The following is a 21,751-nucleotide window of genomic DNA, read 5'->3' as shown; positions in this document are numbered from 1 at the left end:
CCGTGGCCCACACAGGACGTGCGTTTTTGCGACGGCGCAGGCTGCGCCGCGGGCTATTGACGCTGGCGCTGCTCGGCGCGCTGCTGGCGGCGACCGCCATCGATCTCACCGTCGGCGCCGCGCAACTTGGCCTCACGGATATCGTGCGGATGCTTTGGCCCGGCTCTGCCCCCGGCAACGCACTGCATCAGGCGGTTTTTTGGTCGATTCGCTTGCCGATGACGCTCACCGCCTTGGTGGTCGGCGCCAGCCTGGCGCTGGCGGGCCTGCTGATGCAGACCGTGCTGGCCAATCCCCTCGCCAGCCCCTATACGCTGGGGATCTCTGCCGCGGCGGGGTTCGGCGCGGCGCTGGCGATCCTCACCGGCTTCAGCCTGGGCGGCGCGTTGGCGCTGGGCACGCCGTTGCTGGCTTCGCTGATGGCGCTGTTGGCTTGCGTGCCTGTCTATCTGCTGGGACAACGCCGCGGCATGACGCCGCAAATATTAGTGTTGAGCGGCATCGTGGTGCTGTTTTTCTTTCAGTCGCTGCAATCGCTGCTGCTGTTTCTGGCCTCACCGGAAGCCATGCAGCAAATTGTCTTTTGGCTGTTCGGCAGCCTGCTCAAAGCCAATATGCACGGCGTGGCGATCACCGGCGTCGTGTTGCTGTGCGCGCTATTCGTCAGTCTGCGGCTCGCCTGGCGGCTGACGGCGCTGTCCGCCGGCGAAGAGCAGGCCCAGGGGCTGGGCATCAATGTCAGCGCCTTGCGCAAGCTGGCCTTTCTCCTGGCGACTTTGCTGACGGCCGCCTCGGTCTCGTTTGTCGGCACCATCGGGTTCGTCGGGCTGATCGCCCCGCATTTCGCCCGCTTTCTGGTGGGTGAGGATCAGCGCTACCTGATCTGCATTTCCGCCCTCTGCGGCAGCCTGCTGCTGCTGTGCGCCTCGATCGTCGCCAAGCTGGTGATGCCGAACGGCGTGGTGCCCATCGGCATCGTTATCGCCCTGATCGGCGTGCCGGTGCTGTTTTACTTCGTCACTCGACAGGTTAAACGCCCATGACTCAACTGACCCTCACCCGCGTCGGCGTCTCGCTGCATCGCCGCTCGCTATTGGCAGACGTTTCATTGAGCTGGCCGGAGGCGCAGCTCGGCGGCATCATCGGCCCCAACGGCGCAGGCAAATCGACGCTGCTCAAAGCGATTAACCGCATGGTGCCGTGCAGCGGCGAGATCGCTTACCGCGAGCGCCTTCTCGATCCGAAAACCAGCCGTATCGCCTATGTGCCGCAGCTTAATCGCTGCGATTCGGCATTGACCGCTTTTGACATGGTGCTGCTGGGCAAGGTACGCCAGTTGAGCTGGCGCATCAGCGCCGCCCAGGCCGATGCGGTCGAGCAGGCGCTTACGGAATGCGGCATTTCCGCGCTCGCCGATCGCCCCTTCAACCGTCTCAGCGGCGGCCAGCGGCAGTTGGTGATGCTGGCTCAGGCCTTCGTCTCTCAGCCGCAGATCATTTTGCTCGACGAACCCACCAGCGCGCTGGATATCCACCACCAGCTGCGCGTGCTCAATCAGATCGCCGACTACGGCCGGCGCCACCGCTGCATCACGCTGCTGGTGATCCACGATCTGGGATTGGCGCTGCGCTATTGCCACTCACTCACGCTGCTCGCGCACGGACGCGTCGTTTGCCACGGCGATACCCATCAGATGATGGGACATCCGATGGTGTCTCGCGTATTTGGCGTCGGCATCGAAAACGGCGTCAGCCCGCAGGGCTACCCCTATCTGCTGCCGACACAGCTGTTACACGCACACGGAGAATCCCCATGTACACTCTGACCAAGGCGGACATGCTGGCGCAACTCGCCGGCTTGCAACAGGAAATTCACCAGCTTCACCGTTCCGCCCGGCAAGATCGGCGCCATTTTTCCCTGCTGGAACGTCGTTTCAGCCGCCTGCAGGCCTTTAACGACGAACCGCAGCTGCAGGCCTATCGTCAAAAGCTGGAAAACGACCGTTTGATAACGGCGCAGATCACCCAACTGCGGGCGACGGCCAACGCCGCGTTGTGCGACTACGAGAAGCATCGCGTCTCGGCGCTGTGCCGGGAACCGGCGCAAACCAATGCCTACCTGAACAGTTTCGACCGCGCGCTGCAGCTGGAGATCGCGGCCGCCGACATTAAACCCGGCGAACGGGTGCTGCTGGTGGGCAGCGGCGCATTGCCCACCACGGCGCTGGCGCTGGTCGCCAGGCTCTCCGCCACCGTCATTTGCTACGATTGCGACCCGGCGGCCCAGCGTTTTGCCCGCCGGCTCACTCGCCACCTGGGGCTGGTGCAGCAGATGCCCTGCATCGACAAGCTGAACGGCCTGACGCGCAACGATATCGATCACATCATCATCGCCTCCCTGGTGGCGGACAAGCAGGGTTTGCTGAAGGCGCTGCGGCCTTTGCTGCCCCAGTGCGGCAAATTGCTGGTGCGCTATGGCAATGGCCTCAAGTCGATCTTCAACTGCCCTTACCACCACCAGGCCGCCGGCTCGCCCTGGCGCGTCAGCGGTAAACCGCTCACCACCCCGCTGTACGATCTCTTGATTTTGGAGCCTCACCGCCATGAATAATGCCTTTCCCACCCTGATCCTCGGCGCCGGCCCGGCGGCGATCCAACTGGCGGAGGACATCAAGGCCGCGGGCAATGCGCGCATCGGCCTGTACAACCGCCCCAGCGAAAAAGGGCGCCGCCTGAAGCAACATCTGGCGCACACGCCCAGCCTGTGGCTGACGGGCGCCGGTAAGGCGCAGCGCACCCAAGACGATGCGCAGGTGACGATTGACCGCTATTGCGATGATCTGGCGCTCGTCGGCGGCGACTGGCGCAGACTGATCCTTGCCGTCCCCGCCGATCAATACCATGACGTGCTGCGACAGGTGCCATGGGCGGCGTTGCCCCAACTGCGCTCACTGATCCTGCTCTCTCCCTCCATCGGCTCCGGCTTGATGGCGCAAAGCCTGCTGCAGGAGGCCGGGCAATCCCACGTCGAGGTCATCAGCCTGTCGAGCTACTACGCCGACACCAAATACCAGAACGCCGAACAGCCTTACCGCGCCTACACCAAGGCGTTCAAGCAGCGGATTTATCTGGCCGGCGCAGGCGCAAGGTCAGACTGCGCCGAACTCGACTGGCTTTGCTCGCTGCTGGCGCGTCACGGCATTGACGCCCAACGCTGCAACAGCCTGCTCGCCGCCGAGCGCTTCAGCATCACCAATTATGTTCATCCTCCGCTGGCGCTGGCCGAAACCACGCTGCAGGCGATATTCGAGCCGCTGGCGCCGATCCAGTACCTGTATAAAACCCACCCCGAGGGCCCCATCTGCCCCGAGGCGATCGCCGACATGCTGGCGCTCTCGCAGGATTACCAGCAGTTGCTCAACCGGCTCGGCATCGAGGCCATTAACCTGCTGCGCTTTTTGAATGACGACAACTACCCGGTTCCGCCCCGTATGGTGAGCCGCCGCTGGATTGACCAATTCCCGCAGCTCGCGCCGACGGAGCAATGCTATGCGCTGTTTACGCGTTATACCGCGCTGCTGGTCGACCCCTATTCCGAGCCGGACGCGCAGGGCCGCTACTATGATTTTTCCGCCGTCAGGGTCGCCCGCATCTTCCAGGATGCCCAGGGGCGCTGGCGCCTGCCGCGCGTGCCGCAAGAGGACGTGCGCAAACTGCGCGTCCTGGTCTTGCTGGCGCAGCGGCTTGACGTCGAGATGCCCGCCGCCCAGCGTCTGTTGGCCCGCTTTCAGCAGGCGCTGCAGCACTTCGTCACCCGGATCGGCGCCGAGCATTGCCATCATTCGTTGCTGGACGATACCTGCGACGAGCAGGCGGACATCATTTACCGACAATGGCGGAGGCAAGCATGAATCAGGGTGCGCTACTGGCCATTTTTGCCTCATTGATTTTCAGCGTCATGAACGCGCTGGTTAAAACCATCTCCGATGCTATTCCCACCGGTGAAATCGTGTTCTTTCGCAGCAGCATCGGCTGTGTGCTGGTTCTGCTGCTGATGTACCGCCACCGCATCGCCTTCAGCCGCGTAGACCGGCCGCTGCTGGTGTTGCGCGGCACCATGGGCGGGCTGTATCTCATTTGTTATTTTTACAGCATCGCCCATCTGACGCTGGCCGACGCCAGCATGCTGGCCTATCTGTCGCCGTTTTTCTCCATTTTGCTCTCCTTGCTGGTGCTGCGTGAACGGGTCAGCGCCTGCACCGCGTTTTGGCTGGCGATGGTCATCATCGGCGCCGTGCTGCTGGTGCGGCCGTGGCACTTCTCGGCCTATACCCTGGCGTCGCTGGTCGGCGTGATGAGCGCGGTGTTCGCCTCGATCGCCTATCTGTCGGTCAACAAACTCAGCAAGCGCCACCACAACTACGAGATCGTGTTCTACTTCCTGTTCATCGCAACGCTGATCTCGCTGCCGCTGATGTGGAACGCGTTCGTTTGGCCCAACGCCTATCAGTTCGCCATTCTGCTCGCCATCGCCCTGGTGTCGCTGTTGGGGCAGGTCGTTTTAACCCAGGCCTTCTCTTCCGATAACCTGATCGTGGTCTCGGTGGTGCGCTATATCGGCATCGTGTTCAACATCGCCTGGGGTTGGCTGTTCTGGCATGAGATCCCGCTGCTGCTGTCGCTGTTAGGCTGTCTGCTGGTGGTGGTTTCCTGCATTCAGCTCGGGCTGCGTCACCGTAAGAAACCGGCTTAAGCCGGGCTTGCCGCAACCAAAAAAAAACGCACCCAAGGGTGCGTTTTTCACAGGCAAAGCCGTGGCCTTATTTGGCCGGCGTCGGCTGCTGAGCGGGCTGATCCTTTTCCAGATGAGCCAGGTCCAGCGCGATATGCACGGTTTCATCCAGGTACGGATCCGGCTCCTGGTAATCCTTCGGCAGATCGTCGAGCGATTTCAGCGGCTTCTTGCCCGCACGTTCCAGACGCTCGTTGATGCGTTTCAGACGGGTCGCGTCGTCATCGTGATTCTCTTTCTCGCGCACCGCCAGATTGAGGGACACGATGTTGCGTTTATCCTTCAGCGCCTTGTAATGCGCGATATCCTGCGCGATGTACTGGAACTCCGGATTTTGCGCGATGCGCTGCTGGTGATCTTTCAGCAGCTCCGGCTCGAACGGCGCCATATCGCCGGTCTTGCTGTAGGTCGCCGCATTGATGCTGTCCCACGGCATGGCGTTGTCTTCAAACGCTTCGCCGGTTTCCGCCGGATCGACGCCGGTCGGCATCAGAATGTCCGGCGTCACGCCCTTGCGCTGGGTGCTGCCGCCATTGACGCGGTAGAACTTCTGTATGGTGTACTGCACGGAACCGAGCGCCGGCCACTCAGGGCGCAGCATCTGATCGTAGATACGGTTCAGCGAACGGTACTGCTGCACGGTACCTTTACCGAAGGTCGGCTCGCCGACAATCAGCGCGCGGCCGTAATCCTGCATCGCCGCCGCGAAAATTTCGGAGGCGGAGGCGCTGAAGCGATCGACCAGCACCACCAGCGGGCCTTTATAGTAAGTCACGCCGTCGGTGTCGGCGTCTTCGCGCACTTTACCGTTGTTGTCGCGCACCTGCACCACCGGGCCGCTAGGAATGAACAGGCCGGACAGCGACACCGCTTCGGTCAGCGCGCCGCCGCCGTTGGTGCGCAGATCGATGATCACGCTCTTGACGTTCTGCTTGGCCATCTTCTGCAGCTGCACTTTCACGTCATCGGTCAGACCGACATAGAAGCCGGGGATGTCGAACACCGCCACCTTCTCTTTGCCGACGGTCTTGATGGTCATTTTCACCGCGCGGTCTTCCAGACGGATGCGCTCGCGGGTCAAGGTGACCACGCGGGTTTTGGTGCCCTTGCCGGCCGGCAGGATCTCAAGGCGCACCTTGCTGCCCTTCGGCCCTTTGATCAACGACACCACGTCGTCCAGGCGCCAGCCGATCACGTCCACCATCGGTTTGCCGGCCTGGCCGACGCCGACGATGCGATCGCCCACGGTGATCGCTTTGCTCTTCGCCGCCGGACCGCCCGGCACCATCGAGTTGATCAGGGTGTAGTCGTCATCCATCTGCAGCACCGCGCCGATGCCTTCCAGCGACAGGCTCATCTCGGTGTTGAACTGCTCGGTGTTGCGCGGAGACAGATAGTTGGTGTGCGGGTCGATTTCATGCGCAAAGGCATTCATCGCCAGCTGGAAGACGTCTTCGCTGTTGCTTTGCGTCAGGCGCTTGATGGCGAACTGATAGCGCTTGGTCAGCGTGTCGCGGATTTCTTTGTCGGTCTTGCCGGTCAGCTTGAGGTTCAGCTCGTCATACGTGACTTTCGCATCCCACAGGCTATCCAGCTCGGCCTTGTCTTTCGGCCACGGCGCTTTGCTGCGGTCGAGATCGATAGTGCCGTTGCCGGTGAAGTTCATCGGCTTGTCCAGCAACGACAACGCATAGGTGTAACGCTCAAAGCGGCGTTTCTGCGCCAGATTGAACAGCGCGTAGAAGGTGTCCAGCTTGCCGGTTTTCAGCTCTTCGCCAACCTGATTGCGTTTGCCGGCGAACTGCGCCACGTCGGAGGCCAGCAACACGTTATGATTGTAGTCCAGCATGTTCAGGTAGCGATCGAAGATCTTGCCTGAAAATTCCGCATCGAGGGCGAACTGGCGGTAATGAGAGCGAGTGAAGCGCGAGGTGACGCGCTCACTCACCGTAGCGTGCTGGGGTTCCTGTTGCAGTTGGGGCAGTTGGCCGATGCGGATGTTGGCTGTTTCCGCGCCGTAACTGACACCCGCCCACAGCAGCCCTGCAATCGCTGTTAATCTGACGAATTTGTTCATGCCTGGGTTGGCCTCCGTATCAGAACTGCAAGTGTTCTGCGCGCACAATCATCGCCAGACCGGAAGAGAGCTGCACACGTACGCCATCTTTAGCGATTTCGAGTACGGTAGCATCCATCGCGCTCTTGCCTGCTCTGACTTTGATTTCCTGGCCAATTTGCAGTTTAGAGATATCCGTGACTGGCGCATAACGCGGCTGGCTTTCCTCTTTGGCTGCACGAGGTTGGCGAGCGGGCTGTGGGCGAGTTTGTGGGCGCGGCTTGCGGTTTTCCGGCGCGGCTCCGCCTTCGCGACGCGCAGCGGGCTTTTTACCGGCTGGACGCGGACGGCGCGGAGCGGCATCGGCGGATTCGCCGGCGGCTTCACGTTTTTTGGCGTTTTGTTCGGCACGCTGTGCCTGAACGCGCGCTTTGGCTTCTTCAAGCTGCTGGCGAGCATGATCGACATGCTGCTGCTCCAGTTCACCGCACGGATTGCCGTCCAGATCGACGCGCTGCGCGCCAACCTTGACGCCGTACAGGTAACGCCAGCTTGAGGTGTATAGGCGCAGGGCAGAACGCAATTGCGTTTTGCTGAGATTCTCTTCCCCCTGCACGCGCTCTACCAAATCCTGAAAAATACCGATTTTCAGCGGACGAGCTTCGCCTTCGGCGCTAAAGCAGAGCGGAAAACGCTCGGCAAGAAAAGCAATGACTTCTTTACTAGAGTTCAACTTAGGTTGATTTTCCATGAAATTTCCTGATTACAACGGTATTGCCAACAAGCCACAGGCATGAACAGGCGTCATTATAATGACGCCATCGGTAATTGCCACGTTAACCGTCGATCAACTTGCCGCCACAGTCACATATTTCGCACTGTCACACTGTTCCAGTTGCTCACAAAGCCCCGCCACCACTGCTTTCAGGCCCACTTCGTCCTGTTCGTCGAAGCGTTGATAAACCGTGCTATCGATATCCAAAACGCCGATCGCTCGGCCGCCAACCGCCAGCGGCAGCACGATTTCCGCGTTGCTGGCCGCATCGCAGGCGATATGGCCCGGAAACGCATGCACGTCGCCGACGCGCTGCACGCGATTTTCCGCCACCGCCGTGCCGCACACGCCCTTGCCCACCGGAATGCGCACGCAGGCGATCTTGCCCTGGAACGGCCCCAGCACCAGTTGGTCGCCATCCATCAGATAGAAACCGACCCAGTTCACGTCATCCAGACGCTCGTTGAGCAACGCGCTGGCGTTGGACAGCGCCGCGATAAAGTTGGTTTCCCCGCCGAGCAACGCGCTCAGGTCACGTTTTAATTCCGCGTAGAATTGTTCTTTTGTCATGTGTTAACCATTGAAACAGTGAAGATGGCCAGAAGCCCAAAGCTTAGGCCCTATAAAATAAGCATTAAATGCGTATAGCCACAAGGTTAATCATCTGTTGCTTCACAAAACCCCGTCGCTCGGGGTATGTTTGCCGCTCAGAATCCCGGTTTACCTCGTTTTACCGTCCGGCGCCCGATCGCCGGTGACGCGGCCGGTTTATTTTTCAGCTACGCTGACAGTTCCGGCGGGCTCAAGGGCAGCTACTTGTCAAAAATGAAAATACACGCGATCACCGCCCCCCTTTCCAAAGCGCGCCACCAACGCTGTTGCGAGTGCGACCTGCTGTTCGTGCTGCCGCCGCTCAGCGGCAATCAGGCCGCTTATTGTCCGCGCTGTAACGCCAAGGTGGTGAGCGGCCGCGACTGGTCGATGACGCGCCTGACCGCCATGGCGATCGCCATGCTGCTGCTGATGCCGTTCGCCTTCACCGAACCGCTGATCAGCATTCGTCTGCTCGGCACGCGCATCGACGCCAGTTTGCTGGAGGGCATCTGGCAGATGAGCCGCCAGGGCGATCCGCTCACCGCCAGCATGGTGGCGTTTTGCACCATCGGCGCCCCACTGACGCTGGTGCTGTCGCTGCTGTACCTGCGTTTCGGCCATGCGCTCGGCATGAACCTGCGCCCGGTGCTGCTGATGCTGGAGCGGCTCAAAGAGTGGGTGATGCTGGACATTTATCTGATCGGCATGGCGGTGGCGGCGATCAAAGTGCAGGATTACGCCGACATCCAGCCCGGCAGCGCGCTGATCGCTTACCTTTCGCTCACGGTGCTAAGCATCCTGACGCTGATACACGTCAATCTGGAGCAGCTGTGGGAGCGCTACTATCCGCAGGAACAGCCGGAAGGCCCGCCGACGGCGCTGCACATTTGTCTGTCCTGCCACTATACCGGCTATCCCGACGCGCGCGGCCGCTGCCCGCGTTGCCATGTGCCGATGTGCCATCGCCAGCCCTACAGCCTGCAGAAAACCTGGGCGGCGCTGATCGCGGCGATGATCCTGCTGATACCGGCCAACCTGCTGCCGATTTCCATCATTTACGCCAACGGCACGCGGCTGGAAGACACCATTTTCTCCGGCGTGGTCTCATTGGCCACCTCCGGCAACGTGCCGATCGCCGCCATCGTGTTCATCGCCAGCGTGCTGGTGCCCTTCACCAAGGTGATCGTGCTGATCGTGCTGTTACTGAGCATCCACTTCAAAACCTCGCACAGCCTGAAGACGCGCATTCGTCTGCTGCGCCTGGTCACCTGGATCGGCCGTTGGTCGATGCTCGATCTGTTCGTTATCGCCTTGATGATGTCGCTGGTAAATCGCGATCAACTGTTATCTTTTACTATGGGACCGGCCGCGTTTTACTTTGGCTCGGCGGTCATTTTGACTATTCTTGCCGTTGAGTGGCTGGATAGCCGATTGATTTGGGATGCACATGCAACAGGAAACGCCGACTACACCGACTGAAGCGCGGGTCAAGAACAAACGCCGCATTTCACCGTTCTGGTTACTGCCGTTCATCGCCCTGCTGATCGCCGGGTGGCTGGTCTATAACAATTTCCAGGAGCGCGGCACCACCGTCACCATCGATTTCCAATCGGCGGCGGGCATCGTCGCCGGCCGCACGCCGGTGCGCTACCAGGGCGTTGAGGTCGGCACGGTGCAAAAAATCAGCCTGAGCAAAGATCTGCGCAGCATCGTGGTGGAAGCCAGCATCAAAAGCGATCTGGAAGACTCGCTGCGCGAAGGCACCCAGTTCTGGCTGGTGACGCCCAAGGCCTCGCTGGCCGGGGTTTCCGGGCTCGATGCGCTGGTCGGCGGCAACTATATCGGCATGATGCCCGGCAGCGGCAAGGAGCAAACCCACTTCACCGCGCTCGATACCCAGCCGAAGTACCGCCTGAACACCGGCGAGCTGATGATTCACCTGCATGCCGACGATCTGGGTTCGCTCAACAGCGGCTCGCTGGTCTATTACCGTAAAATCCCGGTCGGCAAGGTGTATGACTACACCATCAGCGAAGGCAACAAGGGCGTAACCATCGACGTGCTGATCGACCGCCGCTTCGCCAACCTGGTGAAGAGCAACAGCCGCTTCTGGAATGTCTCCGGCTTCAAGGGCGATTTCAGCCTGTCCGGCGCCACGGTGCAGATGGAGAGCCTGGCGGCGCTGGTCAACGGCGCCATCGCCTTCGATTCGCCGGCCGATGGCCAGCAGGCCAAGGGCGATCAGAACTATACCCTTTACCCGGACCTGGCCCACAGCCAGCGCGGCGTCAATATTCTGCTGGATCTGCCGAGCGGCAACAATTTGAGTGAAAACCGCACGCCGCTGATGTACCAGGGGCTGCAGGTCGGCACCCTGACCAAGCTGACGTTGCAACAGGACAGCAAAGTCATCGGTGAACTGACCATCGATCCTTCGGTGGTCGATCTGATGCGCAGCGGCACCCGCATCGTGATGCGCAGCCCGCGCATCAGCCTCAACGACGCCAAGCTCAGCCAACTGCTGACCGGCACCACGCTGGAACTGGTGCCGGGTGAAGGCGAACCGCAGCAGCGTTTCAACGTGCTGGACAGCAGCGAAACGCTGTTGCAACAGCCGGGCGTGTTGACCGTCACGCTGACGGCGCCGCAAAGCTACGGCATCGACGTCGGGCAACCGCTGGTGGTGCACGGCGTGAAAGTCGGCCAAATCCTGAGCCGCACCTTGACCGCCGGCGGCGTGGTGTTCACCGCCGCCGTTGATGCGCAATATCGCGGCCTGCTGCACAAAGACAGCAAATTCGTGGTCAACAGCCGCCTCGACGTCAAGCTGGGAATAGACGGCATGGAAGTGCTCGGCGCCAGCGCGCAGGAGTGGGTAGACGGCGGCGTGCGCATTATCCCCGGCAGCAAAGGGGAGCCTGGCGGCCAGTATCCGCTGTACGCCAACAGCGAAAAAGCCGAGGAAGGCATCGTCGGCAACGCCCCTTCCACCACCCTGACCCTCAGCGCCACCAGCCTGCCGGACGTGCAGGCCGGCTCAGTGGTGCTGTATCGTAAATTCCAGGTGGGCGAGATCGTTAACGTTCGGCCGAAGGCCAACGAGTTTGAGGTGGATGTCTACATCAGCCCGGAATACCGTAAGTTGCTGACCCGTGAAAGCATCTTCTGGGCCGAAGGCGGCGCCAAGGTGCAGCTCAACGGCAGCGGCCTGACGGTGCAGGCTTCGCCGCTCAACCGCGCGCTGAAAGGCGCCATCAGCTTCGACAACCTGCAGGGCGTGACGCTGAACAAAGGCGCCAACCGCGTACTGTACGCCAGCGAAACCGCCGCCCGCGCGGTGGGCAGCCAAATCACGCTGAAAACCTATGACGCCAGCAAGCTGTCGGCGGGCATGCCGCTGCGTTACCTCGGCATCGACGTCGGCCAGGTGGAGTCGCTGCAGCTGGCGCCGGAGCGCAACGAAGTGTTGGCCAAAGCGGTGCTGTATCCGGAATACGTGCAGACCTTCGCGCGCCTCGGCAGCCGCTTCTCGATCGTGTCGCCGGAGATCTCCGCCGCCGGCGTCAGCAACCTCGATACCCTGCTCCAGCCTTATATCAACGTGGAGCCGGGCCGCGGGCGCGAGCTGCGCACCTTCGAACTGCAGCAGGCCAGCATCACCGACTCGCGCTATCTGGACGGCCTGAGCGTCGTGCTCGACGCGGCCGAAACCGGCTCGCTGCAGATCGGCACGCCGGTGCTGTTCCGCGGCGTAGAGGTCGGCACTATCACCGGTTTCTACCTCGGCGCCATGTCCGATCGGGTGCACGTCGCGCTGCGCATCAGCAAGAAGTACCAGCATCTGGTGCGCAACAACAGCGTGTTCTGGCTGGCGTCGGGTTACAACCTGCAGTTCGGCCTGACCGGCGGCGTGATCAAGAGTGGCACCTTCCAGCAGTTCATCCGCGGCGGCATCGCCTTCGCCACGCCGCCAACCATTCCGCTGGCGCCGAAAGCGACGCCGAACAAGCACTTCCTGCTGAATCCGGAAGAGCCGAAGGACTGGAAAACCTGGGGCACCGCCATTCCTCGCGATTAACTTTCGCGTTTTCCTCAGGGCCCGGCAATGCCGGGCCCTGTTTTTTTCCGCTTTGTGATAAACTCTCGCCCTTGTCTTTATTGCACCCTGAGAGTTCGCCCCGTGGCCAAATCCACCGCCGTTTTTCTGCCCCCCGCTTTCCTTGACGCCACCCGCGCCATCATGCCCGCCGAACTGGCGATGGACGATTTTATCGCCGCCTGCCAGCGCCCGCTGCGCCGTAGCCTGCGCGTCAACACGCTGAAGATCGGCGTCGCCGACTTCCTGGCGCTGGTGCGGGACTACGACTGGCGATTGGAACCCATTCCCTGGTGCGCGGAAGGTTTCTGGATCGAGCGCGACGATGAAGAGCTGCGATTGGGCAGCGCCGCCGAACATTTGAGCGGCCTGTTCTACATTCAGGAGGCCAGCTCGATGCTGCCGGTCAGCGCGCTGTTCGCCGGCGGTGCAGCGCCCCATCGGGTGCTGGACGTGGCGGCCGCGCCGGGCTCCAAAACCACCCAGATAGCCGCGTTGATGGATAATCAGGGCGGCATCGTCGCCAACGAATACTCCGCCAGCCGGGTGAAAGTGCTGCACGCCAATATCAGCCGCTGCGGCGTGAAGAATACGGCGCTGACCCACTTCGATGGCCGGGTGTTCGGCGCCGCGCTGCCGGAGAGTTTTGACGCCATTCTGCTCGACGCCCCCTGCTCCGGCGAAGGCGTGGTGCGCAAAGATCCGGACGCCATGAGCAACTGGTCGCCGGAAAGCGTCGCCGAGATCGCCGCCACCCAGCGCGAGCTGATCGACAGCGCGTTTCATGCGCTGGCGCCGGGCGGCGTGATGGTTTATTCCACCTGCACCCTCAATGCGCAGGAAAATCAGCAGGTGGTGCGCTGGCTGCTGGACACCTATGGCGACGCGGTCAGCGTCGAGCCGCTGGGTGAGCTGTTCCCCGGCGCCGACAAGGCGTTGACCGCCGAGGGCTTCCTGCACGTCTTCCCGCAGATTTACGACAGCGAAGGGTTTTTCGTCGCCCGCCTGCGTAAAAAACACGCCGTGGCGCCGTTAGCAAAGCCGACCTATAAAGTCGGTAAATTCCCATTCAGCCCGCTGTCCGGCAAAGAGGCGGCGCTGGTCGCCCAAGCCGCCGCGGCATCCGGCTTAACCTGGGGCGATGACAGCCGGCTGTGGGAGCGCGACAAGGAAATCTGGCTCTTCCCGGCCGAGCTGGAGCCGCTGTTCGGCAAAGTGCGCTTCTCGCGTATCGGCCTCAAGCTGGCGGAGCGCTTCCCGAAAGGTTTCCGTTGGCAGCACGAAGCGGCGATCGCCCTCGCGTGCGCCGACGGCAAACAGCATTTCGAGCTGGACGCCACGCTGGCCCAAGAGTGGTATCACGGCCGCGATCTCTACCCTGAGCAGCCGCCGGCGGGCGACGAGTGCATCGTCACCTATCAGGGGCAACCGCTGGGCATCGCCAAACGCATCGGCAGCCGCATCAAGAACAACCTGCCGCGCGAGCTGGTGCGCGACGGCGCGCTGGATTTTCACCTGTAATCGCCCTGGCGCCGGGGAGCCGCTTTCCCCGGCGATAAATAAAGATAACAATATTCCCATCGCCATTCGTTATTATTCTAATCATTTCACCATCACGTTATTTCACCCGCGCACGCTTGCCCTGTGCCAATTAAAAAGTTTTGACCTTTGATAAAGACAATTTCACGTTCTTATCCTATTAATTTAAATGTAAGTAAATAAATGCGTGCAACTCAGCTCTGGGTGGCGTTTTTGCGGACTTTCTCTGACATGGCAAGGAATCATGATGAAAAAAACTCTGCTGGTTTTGCTCTCGTTAACACCTCTGCTGTGCATCAGTGGCGCAGCCAACGCAGCGGGCACCATTCAGGGCACGCTGGGCGTGACAATGACCATCGGCGCCGGGTGCGTGGTCACCGGCGGCAACAGTTCCGGCACCACCAACGACTTTGGTTCCATCAGTTTCGGCACCTACTCGTCGCTGGCTAACGTCATCACCGCCAGCGCCACCGGCAGCGGCGGCACCGGCACCTTGGGGCTGAACTGCACCACCGGCACCAACTACACCGTGGCGCTGGACAACGGCCTCAACGCCTCCGGCAGCCAGCGGCGCATGGCCAGCGGCGTGCCCGCCTACATCAGCTATAACCTCTACCAGGACAGCGCCCACGCCGTGCCGTGGAACAGCACCACCGGCGTGCTGACCGGCACCGGCACCGGCTCGGCGGTCCCGCTGATCGTCTACGGTCTGGTGCCCGCCGCGGGCACCACCCCGGCCGCCGGCGTGTACAACGATACCGTCACCATGACCGTGACCTGGTGATGCCTGCCGACACGGGGCGCCACCACGGCGCTCCGTCATTCATTAATATAATAATATTCCCATCCGCCATCTCATTATCTCAAACACGATTCCCCCTGATGTGTTTACGCTGCACTCAACCTGCGATCTCGCTTAAAAATAAATAAAGTTTTTAATCTTTCGGCAAGACATTCCCCCGTTCTTATTCTATTAATTAATCTGTAAATAGATTAATGCATTTGACTCATTTTTCGGGCTTTTTGGCAGGCTTCTCTACTACGGCAAGGAACCATGATGAAAAAGACTCTGGCGGCATTAACCTCGGCAGCGGTTCTGCTGTGCACCTCTGGCGCCGCCTTTGCGGCGGGCACCATTCAGGGCACGCTGGGCGTCACTTTAACCATCGGCGCCGGCTGCGTCGTTACCGGCGGCAACAGCTCCGGCACCACCAACAACTTCGGCTCCATCAGCTTCGGCACCTACTCGTCGCTGGCTAACGTCATCACCGCCAGCGCCACCGGCAGCGGCGGCACCGGCACCTTGGGGCTGAACTGCACCACCGGCACCAACTACACCGTGGCGCTGGACAACGGCCTCAACGCCTCCGGCAGCCAGCGACGCATGGCCAGCAGCGTGCCCGCTTACATCAGCTATAACCTCTATCAGGACAGCGCCCACGCCGTGCCGTGGAACAGCACCACCGGCGTGCTGACCGGCACCGGCACCGGCTCGGCGGTCCCGTTGATCGTCTATGGTCTGGTGCCCGCCGCGGGCACCACCCCGGCGGCAGGCGCGTACAGCGATACCGTCACCATGACCGTCACCTGGTAAGCATGACGCGCCTGGCCGTCACCTGCATGCTGCTGTCGTTGGCAGGCGCTTGCCGCGCCGACGTCAGCACTGCGACGGTCGGCGTCAGCGCCACCTTGGTCAAATCCTGTGTCGCAGGCACCACCAGCGGCGGCAACACCACGTTCGGCACCTTTAACTTCGGCACGGTTTACTTCCTCAATACGGCGATAAAAGTGACCGGCCAGGCGAACGCCGGTGCACTGCAGATCAACTGCAACAACGGCACCAGTTACACGGTGCTACTCAGCGGCGGACAGAGCGGCAATACCGCTTCGCGCTATCTGCAAAGCGCGGCGGGCGCCCGCGTGAACTACAACCTGTATACCAGCGCCAGCTACGCCACCGTCTGGGATAACGTCACCGGCGTGACGCAGACCGCCACCGGTCAAAGCGTCTGGCTGCCGGTGTACGGCATGATCCCGGTGCAGGCGACGCCGGCAACAGGCACTTATACGGACACGGTACAGGTGACGATAAATTGGTGATTAACGGAACGCTGCGCACCCTGCTGCTGACGGCGCTGCTTGGCGCTCCGGCGGCACATGCCGATACCGTCAGCCAGGGCTTCACGGTCAATGCTTCGATCATCAAAGGCTGCGTGCTCGGCAGCGGCGTCACCAACGTTACCTCGTTCGGCAGCATGAGCTTCGGCCAGGTGGCGTCTTTAAGCAGCCCGATAAAAATTGTCTCAAGCGCCGGCGCCGGCTCAATCCTTATCCGCTGCAACCCCGGGCTCAGCGTCACCCTGGGATTGAACGTCGGCAATAACGTGACCGGCTCCATCGCCGGCGGACGCAAGCTGTTGAACTCGGTCACCTCGGAAACGCTGATTTACCAGCTCTACCAGGATGCCAACTACGCCGTTTTGTGGGGAGACGGCGGCAACGGCGGCGCCGCCCAAACCGTCTCCTCCACCGGCAGTACGCAGGAAATAAAAATCTACGCCAGTTTAATGGCGAGCAGCACCTTGCCCACCAGCGGCACCTACAACGATACGGTCTTAGTGACGGTGAGTTATTGAGCTTTTAAAAGGATCACATTATGCGTACTACTCTGCTTCGCCTGCCTCTGCTGGCAGGATTGTTGTTAGCCGGCCAGCCGCAGGCCTTCGCCGCCGCCTCCATTCTGATTTGGCCCATCGATCCGGTTATTGAAGACAACCAGCAGGCGACGGCCCTGTGGCTGGAAAACCGCGACAGCAAGCCGGTTTACATGCAAATTCGCGTGCTGGGCTGGCAACAAACCGGCGGTAAGGACGATTACCGCAACCAGAGCGAGGTGCTCGCCAGCCCGCCGGTCGCCACCATTCTCCCCGGCAAACGCCAACTGATTCGCCTGATCAAGCAGACGCCGGCCGCCGCCGGACAAGAGCGGGCTTACCGCATCCTGGTCGATGAAGTGCCGATCAAAGATAAAGATGGCGCAGCGCCCGACAAAGGCGCGCAGATGGGGCTGAAATTCCAGATGCGTTATTCGGTGCCGCTGTTCGTCAGCGGCAAAGGCGTCTGGACCAAGCAAGACTTCGAACACCCGCGCGACTACGCCACCGCCAACCAGCCGAAGCTCAGCTACCGGCTGCTGCAACAAAACAGCCAGCGCTGGCTCGACGTGCGCAATGACGGCATCGTGCATGCTCGCCTGTCGCAGGTCAGCATTCAGGGCAAGCCGCTCAACAACGGGCTGCTGGGCTATGTGCTGCCGGGTTCGCAAATGCGTTTCGCCCTGCCGCCGTCGGGCAGTTTTGCCGCCGGCAAGCTGCAGGCGATGGTCAACGACAATAAACAGCCCGTAACCCTCCCGTCTTACTGAGCCCGAGGCGCAGGTGATGCGGATGTCGCCATCGCCCTCACGCGGCATGCAGCTCAAGCCGCTGGCCCTGGCCGTACTCTGTATGGCGGTAGAACTGTGCCCGCCGCCTGCCGCCGCCGACGATTTGCCACCGCCGCCCCGCGCCGTCAGCATGCCGGATACCACGCTGTATCTGGAGCCGGTGGTGAACGGCCGCCCGACCGGCAAAGTCGTGCCGGTCGCCTACCGCGGCGGCCATTACTATTTAACGCCTCAGCAGCTGATCGATGCCGGCCTGCCGGTGACGGACAAACAGGTGAAAGAGATCGCCGTCGATCAACTGGATAAGGTCGACGTCACCTACAGCGGCGAAACGCAGCAGTTGCTGATCTCGGTGCCCAACGATTGGCTCCCCAGGCAAACCCTCGGCGACGCCAACCCGGAGCAGCGGCTGCCGGCGCAAAGCAGCCTGGGCTTCTTGCTGAATTACGACGCCTACGTCAGCCAAAGCGGCGGGCGCGGCAATCCGGGCTATTTTTCCGCCTGGAGCGAACAGCGCCTGTTCGACGGCTTCGGCGTTATCGCCAACACCGGCATTTTCCGCAGCAGCTTCAACGGCGAGACCGCCGCGCAGCAGAACAATCGCTATATCCGCTACGACAGCAGCTGGCGCTACAGCGACGACGACACCATGCTCAGCTATACCGCCGGCGATCTCACGACCGGCTCGCTGCCCTGGACCAGTTCGGTACGCGTCGGCGGTCTGCAGGTAGCGCGTAATTTCGCCACGCGGCCGGATCTCATTACCTACCCACTGCCGCAGTTCTCCGGCCAGGCCGCCGTGCCGAGCAGCGTCGATCTGTACATCAACAGCTATAAAAACACCTCCGCCAACGTGAATCCCGGCCCGTTCACCCTGAATACCGTGCCCTACATCAACGGCGCCGGTCAGGCGACGGTGGTGACGACCGATGCGCTCGGCCGCCAGATCAGCACGACGGTGCCGTTCTATGTCGCCAGTTCGCTGCTGCAGGCCGGGTTGAGCGATTTCAGCCTGTCGGCAGGCGCGCTGCGCCAAAACTACGGTTACCGATCCGCGGACTACGGCCAGTGGGTGGCCAGCGGCAGCGGACGTTACGGCGTCACCGACTGGCTCACGCTCGAAGGGCGGGCGGAAGGTGCGGCGGAGTTGGCGGTCACCGGCGCCGGCGCCGGCGTGCGCATCGGGCAGCTAGGGGTGCTCAACGCCTCCTACAGTTACAGCCAGGCGGGCCGCGACGCTTTCAACGCCCCTCCGGTCACGCCGCGGTATTACGATCCGGTCACCGGCCAACCGGTGCAGCAACCGGATGCCGGGCCGGTCTATCAGTACGCCGGCCGACACGGCGATCAAACCAGCCTGAGCTACACCTACAGCAATCAGTATTTCAGCCTCAACGCTCAACGGCTGCTGCGCAGCGCGGACTTTGGCGATCTATCCACCTACAAGAGCAGCTATCGGCTGAGCCGCCGCACCGATCAGCTGACCGGCAGCATCGGCCTGAGCCGCTTCGGCAGCCTGGGCGCCGGTTATTTCGACGTGCGCGACGCCATCGGCCAGCGCACTCGCCTGGTCAACCTGTCGTACAGCCTGACGCTGTGGCGCAACATCAGCCTGTACGCCTCAGCGAACCGCGAGATTGGCGGTGACGGTTACAGCTCTCAGCTGCAGATCAGCATTCCGTTCGATACCTGGGGCACCGCCAACGTCAGCACCGCCCGTGACGCCGGCAACCGCTGGAGCGAACGCGTGGCTTACAGCCGCGCCGCGCCGACCGACGGCGGTTTCGGTTGGAATCTGGCCTATGCCGGCGGCCAGGGCAGCAACAGCGATTATCGTCAGGCGGATGTGACCTGGCGCACCTCGCTGTTGGAAACCCGCGCCGGGCTGTATGGCAACCGTAACGACTACACCCGCTGGGGCGAAGTCAGCGGTTCTCTGGTGGCGATGAACGGCGGCGTTTATGCCACCAACACCATCAACGATGCCTTCGCGCTGGTATCGACCGACGGCTACGCCGGCATTCCGGTCAGCTACGAGAACCAGCGCATCGGCGTCACCAACGACAAAGGTTATCTGCTGGTGCCCACCGTCACCTCGTATTACCACGCCAAGTTCCAAATCGACCCGCTCAATTTACCGGCGGACGTTAACCTGCCGGCGGTCGAAAAAACCGTCGCCATCCGCGATCACAGCGGCTACCTGGTCGAATTCCCCGTCCAGCGCATGTCCGCCGCCGACGTGGAGCTGGTCGATGCGCAAGGCAAACCGCTGGCCAACGGCAGCCAGGTGGCGGTGCTCGGCGGCAATCAACAAAGCTACGTCGGGTGGGATGGCATGACCTATATCGATCCGGTGCAGCAACACAACCGGTTAAGCGTAATCCCGGCCGACGGCGGCCCGCCGTGCCAGGTCAGTTTCAGCCTGGCCAACCCGCAGGGGTTGCAACGCGTCGGCCCTCTCGTCTGCCAGTAACACACGGAGAAGAAGAATGATGTCTCGGCAAGTGAAAATCTTTTTGGCGGCGCTGCTGTTGATGTGTGGACAACGCGCGCTGGCGGACTGCGCCACCACCAACGGCACGGTTACCCTGCCCAGCAGCAACTCCTTCGCCGTCTACAACGGCCAGATAAGCGCCCAAGGCACCGCGGGGCTGAACTGCACCGGGCTCGGGCTCAATTTGCTGACGCAAAACACCGTCACGGTCAAGATCGCTTCCACCACCAACAACATGGCCCTGCTGAACGGCAACGGCTCAGGCGATAAAATTTCTTATTTGATCTACCCGGATTCGAACTACCAGTACCCGTATAGCGTCGGCCAGACCATCGATTACAGCTCGCTGAATCTGCTGTCGCTGATCCTGATCTCTTCCAACGTCAACTTTCCGGTGTATATCAAAACCGTCGTCGGCGCGAACGTCAGCGCCGGCACCTATACCGATACCATCAACCTGGTTTGGAACTACCATATCTGCGGCCTGGGCCTGATAGGGCTTTGCATCTGGTGGGACGGCACCAATCAACCCAGCACCGTGACCGTCACCGCGGTCATCACCAAGAGTTGCCTGATCAACACCGCCAACAACGTCAACTTCGGCAGCATGGCCTTAGTGGGGCAATTCAATCCGATCAACCAAAGCATCACGCTGACCTGCACCAAATCCCAGTCTTACAGCTCCTATTTCACCAACGGCAACAATCCGATCACCGGCTGGCGGCGAATGATCAGCGGCACCAGCAACTTCCTGCAGTATCAGATCTATTTGCCCAATACCAGCACCGTGTGGAGCAGCACCAACGCGCAAAGCGGCACCGGCACTGGCCTGGCGCAAAGCATCCCCTTTACCGCCGCCGTCAATCCGGCGCAGACCGAAGTGCCGGTCGGCACCTATCAGGATAACGTCAGCTATGTCGTGACTTACTAGCGCAGCCGCTAGCCGCCCGGCACGAATGTTGCCAGAATGTATTTTTTATGTGGCATTTTTTGCTCATTTGGCTATGCTCATACCGATGACCTGACTGGTCTAACCTCCTACCACATCATTGAGCAAGGAGTTCCCATGAGCAAAACCGTCGTAAAAATTGGCAGCTTCGAGGTCGATGACGCGCATCTTCACGCCACCGCCGACCGTGCAGGCACCCTGAGCATCCCCTGCAAGTCCGATCCGGATCTGTGCATGCAGCTCGACGGCTGGGATGAACACACCAGCATTCCGGCCATCCTCAACGGCAAGCAGTCGCTGCTGTACAAGCAACACTACGATCGACACACGGACGCCTGGGTGATGCGGGTGGCATGAAAATGCATCCAGTCGGCTGACGACGCGCTGCTTTCATCAGAAACAGCGCGTTTTTTTATGCGATGGCGATGCCGCGGCCGGCAAAGAAGTGGGCGAAGCGGTTGAGTGACAGCTGTACTCGCTCGCGCGTCGCCGGGCTGTCGCCCGAAGGATTATGGAAGGTCACGCTTTGCGGATCGGCGGCGGTGATCAACACCAGATGCCCGCCCCGCTGCGGCGGTATGCTCTCGGGCCGGCGAATGGCGGGATGCACCGAGGCGATAAAGTAGCGGCATTCATGAAGCAGCGCCGGCACATCGGCGGCCGCCAGCCCCACCTTCACCTCCGCCTGCAGCGCGAACTGCTCGCGCACGTACTCGACGAACGGCGCGTAAATCAGCCCTTTTATCCGCTCGTTCTCACGCACATAGGCGCCATAAGGCAGGCTGCGGCGCGCCAGTTCCAACAGCGGCGGCGCTTCGCCATCGCGGTGGCCCAGCACCATTTTCAGGCAGGCCATGCCGCACACGTGGTTGGCCCACTCGACGTACTCCGCCCGATCGCGGGCGCCGCTGCGCGCCCAATTCTCGTCTTGCGCCAGCGTCGCGCGGCCGGCGATCAGATCGGCGGCCATCTCCGGGCTCGCCCACTGGCACTCGTAGGGAACGGCGCGCAT

The 21,751-nt window shown here is 61.5% G+C and carries 20 protein-coding genes; 16 read left to right on the top strand and 4 right to left on the bottom strand.

Annotated features, from left to right (window positions below):
* The first annotated feature begins 2 nt into the window (after positions 1-2).
* The 5 genes from CPH57_RS07075 to CPH57_RS07055 are packed head-to-tail and all read left to right on the top strand — an operon-like array spanning position 3 to position 4,752.
* Positions 3-1,043 carry an iron ABC transporter permease gene (locus tag CPH57_RS07075; RefSeq protein WP_033652483.1) on the top strand — a complete coding sequence of 347 codons (1,041 nt, stop codon included), beginning with the start codon at positions 3-5 and terminating at the stop codon, positions 1,041-1,043.
* Positions 1,040-1,825 carry an ABC transporter ATP-binding protein gene (locus tag CPH57_RS07070; RefSeq protein WP_096242182.1) on the top strand — a complete coding sequence of 262 codons (786 nt, stop codon included), beginning with the start codon at positions 1,040-1,042 and terminating at the stop codon, positions 1,823-1,825. The genes CPH57_RS07075 and CPH57_RS07070 overlap by 4 nt, the downstream gene beginning before the upstream one ends.
* On the top strand, positions 1,813-2,610 hold the full coding sequence (locus CPH57_RS07065; protein WP_033642848.1) for a nicotianamine synthase family protein: 798 nt from the start codon (positions 1,813-1,815) through the stop codon (positions 2,608-2,610). Before CPH57_RS07070 ends, CPH57_RS07065 begins: the two co-directional genes overlap by 13 nt.
* Complete coding sequence (locus CPH57_RS07060) at positions 2,603-3,910, top strand: opine metallophore biosynthesis dehydrogenase (RefSeq protein WP_096242181.1); 1,308 nt, start codon at positions 2,603-2,605, stop codon at positions 3,908-3,910. Before CPH57_RS07065 ends, CPH57_RS07060 begins: the two co-directional genes overlap by 8 nt.
* Complete coding sequence (locus CPH57_RS07055; RefSeq protein ID WP_096242180.1) at positions 3,907-4,752, top strand: DMT family transporter; 846 nt, start codon at positions 3,907-3,909, stop codon at positions 4,750-4,752. The genes CPH57_RS07060 and CPH57_RS07055 overlap by 4 nt, the downstream gene beginning before the upstream one ends.
* A gap of 67 nt (positions 4,753-4,819) precedes the next feature.
* Here CPH57_RS07055 and prc read toward each other — a convergent pair whose 3' ends face one another.
* From prc to CPH57_RS07040, 3 genes are all read right to left on the bottom strand, one after another.
* A complete protein-coding gene (prc, locus tag CPH57_RS07050; RefSeq protein WP_033642845.1) occupies positions 4,820-6,868 on the bottom strand; it encodes a carboxy terminal-processing peptidase in 2,049 nt (682 codons plus the stop codon).
* 19 nt (positions 6,869-6,887) lie between these two features.
* Positions 6,888-7,598: an RNA chaperone ProQ gene (gene proQ / locus CPH57_RS07045; protein ID WP_004931497.1), complete on the bottom strand. Its 711-nt coding sequence runs from the start codon at positions 7,596-7,598 to the stop codon at positions 6,888-6,890.
* 96 nt (positions 7,599-7,694) lie between these two features.
* Positions 7,695-8,192, bottom strand: a complete 498-nt coding sequence (locus CPH57_RS07040) for a GAF domain-containing protein (protein WP_033642843.1) — start codon at positions 8,190-8,192, stop codon at positions 7,695-7,697.
* Between the two features lie 255 nt (positions 8,193-8,447).
* On the opposite strand from CPH57_RS07040, the gene yebS reads away from it, so the two are divergent.
* The 11 genes from yebS to CPH57_RS06985 all read left to right on the top strand — a co-directional run bounded on the left by yebS (position 8,448) and on the right by CPH57_RS06985 (position 21,096).
* Positions 8,448-9,695, top strand: a complete 1,248-nt coding sequence (gene yebS / locus CPH57_RS07035) for a membrane integrity lipid transport subunit YebS (RefSeq protein WP_033644263.1) — start codon at positions 8,448-8,450, stop codon at positions 9,693-9,695.
* Positions 9,664-12,294, top strand: coding sequence for a PqiB family protein (locus tag CPH57_RS07030; protein ID WP_033644262.1), 2,631 nt, complete (start codon positions 9,664-9,666; stop codon positions 12,292-12,294). The genes yebS and CPH57_RS07030 overlap by 32 nt, the downstream gene beginning before the upstream one ends.
* Before the next feature lie 102 nt (positions 12,295-12,396).
* Positions 12,397-13,833 carry a 16S rRNA (cytosine(1407)-C(5))-methyltransferase RsmF gene (gene rsmF / locus CPH57_RS07025; RefSeq protein WP_096242179.1) on the top strand — a complete coding sequence of 479 codons (1,437 nt, stop codon included), beginning with the start codon at positions 12,397-12,399 and terminating at the stop codon, positions 13,831-13,833.
* A gap of 265 nt (positions 13,834-14,098) precedes the next feature.
* Positions 14,099-14,635 (top strand): spore coat protein U domain-containing protein, encoded by a 537-nt coding sequence (locus tag CPH57_RS07020; protein WP_033642841.1) that lies wholly within the window; start codon positions 14,099-14,101, stop codon positions 14,633-14,635.
* A gap of 273 nt (positions 14,636-14,908) precedes the next feature.
* Positions 14,909-15,445 carry a spore coat protein U domain-containing protein gene (locus tag CPH57_RS07015; protein ID WP_033642840.1) on the top strand — a complete coding sequence of 179 codons (537 nt, stop codon included), beginning with the start codon at positions 14,909-14,911 and terminating at the stop codon, positions 15,443-15,445.
* Between the two features lie 2 nt (positions 15,446-15,447).
* Positions 15,448-15,951 (top strand): spore coat U domain-containing protein, encoded by a 504-nt coding sequence (locus CPH57_RS07010; RefSeq protein WP_033642839.1) that lies wholly within the window; start codon positions 15,448-15,450, stop codon positions 15,949-15,951.
* Positions 15,952-15,971: 20 nt separating this feature from the next.
* Positions 15,972-16,487 (top strand): spore coat U domain-containing protein, encoded by a 516-nt coding sequence (locus CPH57_RS07005; protein ID WP_049866716.1) that lies wholly within the window; start codon positions 15,972-15,974, stop codon positions 16,485-16,487.
* Between the two features lie 20 nt (positions 16,488-16,507).
* On the top strand, positions 16,508-17,275 hold the full coding sequence (locus CPH57_RS07000) for a molecular chaperone (protein ID WP_046686936.1): 768 nt from the start codon (positions 16,508-16,510) through the stop codon (positions 17,273-17,275).
* A 22-nt stretch (positions 17,276-17,297) separates the two neighbouring features.
* On the top strand, positions 17,298-19,769 hold the full coding sequence (locus CPH57_RS06995; protein ID WP_369825807.1) for a fimbria/pilus outer membrane usher protein: 2,472 nt from the start codon (positions 17,298-17,300) through the stop codon (positions 19,767-19,769).
* Between the two features lie 16 nt (positions 19,770-19,785).
* Positions 19,786-20,721, top strand: coding sequence for a spore coat protein U domain-containing protein (locus tag CPH57_RS06990; protein ID WP_169539546.1), 936 nt, complete (start codon positions 19,786-19,788; stop codon positions 20,719-20,721).
* 135 nt (positions 20,722-20,856) lie between these two features.
* On the top strand, positions 20,857-21,096 hold the full coding sequence (locus CPH57_RS06985) for a YebV family protein (protein ID WP_033642836.1): 240 nt from the start codon (positions 20,857-20,859) through the stop codon (positions 21,094-21,096).
* A gap of 55 nt (positions 21,097-21,151) precedes the next feature.
* Here the strand turns inward: CPH57_RS06985 and CPH57_RS06980 are convergent, their stop codons facing one another.
* Positions 21,152-21,751: a C39 family peptidase gene (locus CPH57_RS06980; protein WP_033642835.1), complete on the bottom strand. Its 600-nt coding sequence runs from the start codon at positions 21,749-21,751 to the stop codon at positions 21,152-21,154.

Source organism: Serratia sp. JKS000199 (genome assembly GCF_900215455.1).
GTDB lineage: Bacteria > Pseudomonadota > Gammaproteobacteria > Enterobacterales > Enterobacteriaceae > Serratia > Serratia ureilytica.
The sequence above is the reverse complement of the archived record's forward strand: the minus strand, read 5'-3'. Positions and strand labels throughout refer to the sequence as shown.

Coding starts and splice junctions, on each gene's coding strand:
- CPH57_RS07070 (WP_096242182.1), top strand. CDS start 1,040: ATGACTCAACTGACCCTCACCCGCGTCGGCGTCTCGCTGCATCGCCGC.
- CPH57_RS07065 (WP_033642848.1), top strand. CDS start 1,813: ATGTACACTCTGACCAAGGCGGACATGCTGGCGCAACTCGCCGGCTTG.
- CPH57_RS07060 (WP_096242181.1), top strand. CDS start 2,603: ATGAATAATGCCTTTCCCACCCTGATCCTCGGCGCCGGCCCGGCGGCG.
- CPH57_RS07055 (WP_096242180.1), top strand. CDS start 3,907: ATGAATCAGGGTGCGCTACTGGCCATTTTTGCCTCATTGATTTTCAGC.
- prc (WP_033642845.1), bottom strand. CDS start 6,868: ATGAACAAATTCGTCAGATTAACAGCGATTGCAGGGCTGCTGTGGGCG.
- proQ (WP_004931497.1), bottom strand. CDS start 7,598: ATGGAAAATCAACCTAAGTTGAACTCTAGTAAAGAAGTCATTGCTTTT.
- CPH57_RS07040 (WP_033642843.1), bottom strand. CDS start 8,192: ATGACAAAAGAACAATTCTACGCGGAATTAAAACGTGACCTGAGCGCG.
- yebS (WP_033644263.1), top strand. CDS start 8,448: ATGAAAATACACGCGATCACCGCCCCCCTTTCCAAAGCGCGCCACCAA.
- CPH57_RS07030 (WP_033644262.1), top strand. CDS start 9,664: ATGCAACAGGAAACGCCGACTACACCGACTGAAGCGCGGGTCAAGAAC.
- CPH57_RS07020 (WP_033642841.1), top strand. CDS start 14,099: ATGAAAAAAACTCTGCTGGTTTTGCTCTCGTTAACACCTCTGCTGTGC.
- CPH57_RS07015 (WP_033642840.1), top strand. CDS start 14,909: ATGAAAAAGACTCTGGCGGCATTAACCTCGGCAGCGGTTCTGCTGTGC.
- CPH57_RS07010 (WP_033642839.1), top strand. CDS start 15,448: ATGACGCGCCTGGCCGTCACCTGCATGCTGCTGTCGTTGGCAGGCGCT.
- CPH57_RS07000 (WP_046686936.1), top strand. CDS start 16,508: ATGCGTACTACTCTGCTTCGCCTGCCTCTGCTGGCAGGATTGTTGTTA.
- CPH57_RS06995 (WP_369825807.1), top strand. CDS start 17,298: ATGTCGCCATCGCCCTCACGCGGCATGCAGCTCAAGCCGCTGGCCCTG.
- CPH57_RS06990 (WP_169539546.1), top strand. CDS start 19,786: ATGATGTCTCGGCAAGTGAAAATCTTTTTGGCGGCGCTGCTGTTGATG.
- CPH57_RS06985 (WP_033642836.1), top strand. CDS start 20,857: ATGAGCAAAACCGTCGTAAAAATTGGCAGCTTCGAGGTCGATGACGCG.
- CPH57_RS06980 (WP_033642835.1), bottom strand. CDS start 21,751: ATGCGCGCCGTTCCCTACGAGTGCCAGTGGGCGAGCCCGGAGATGGCC.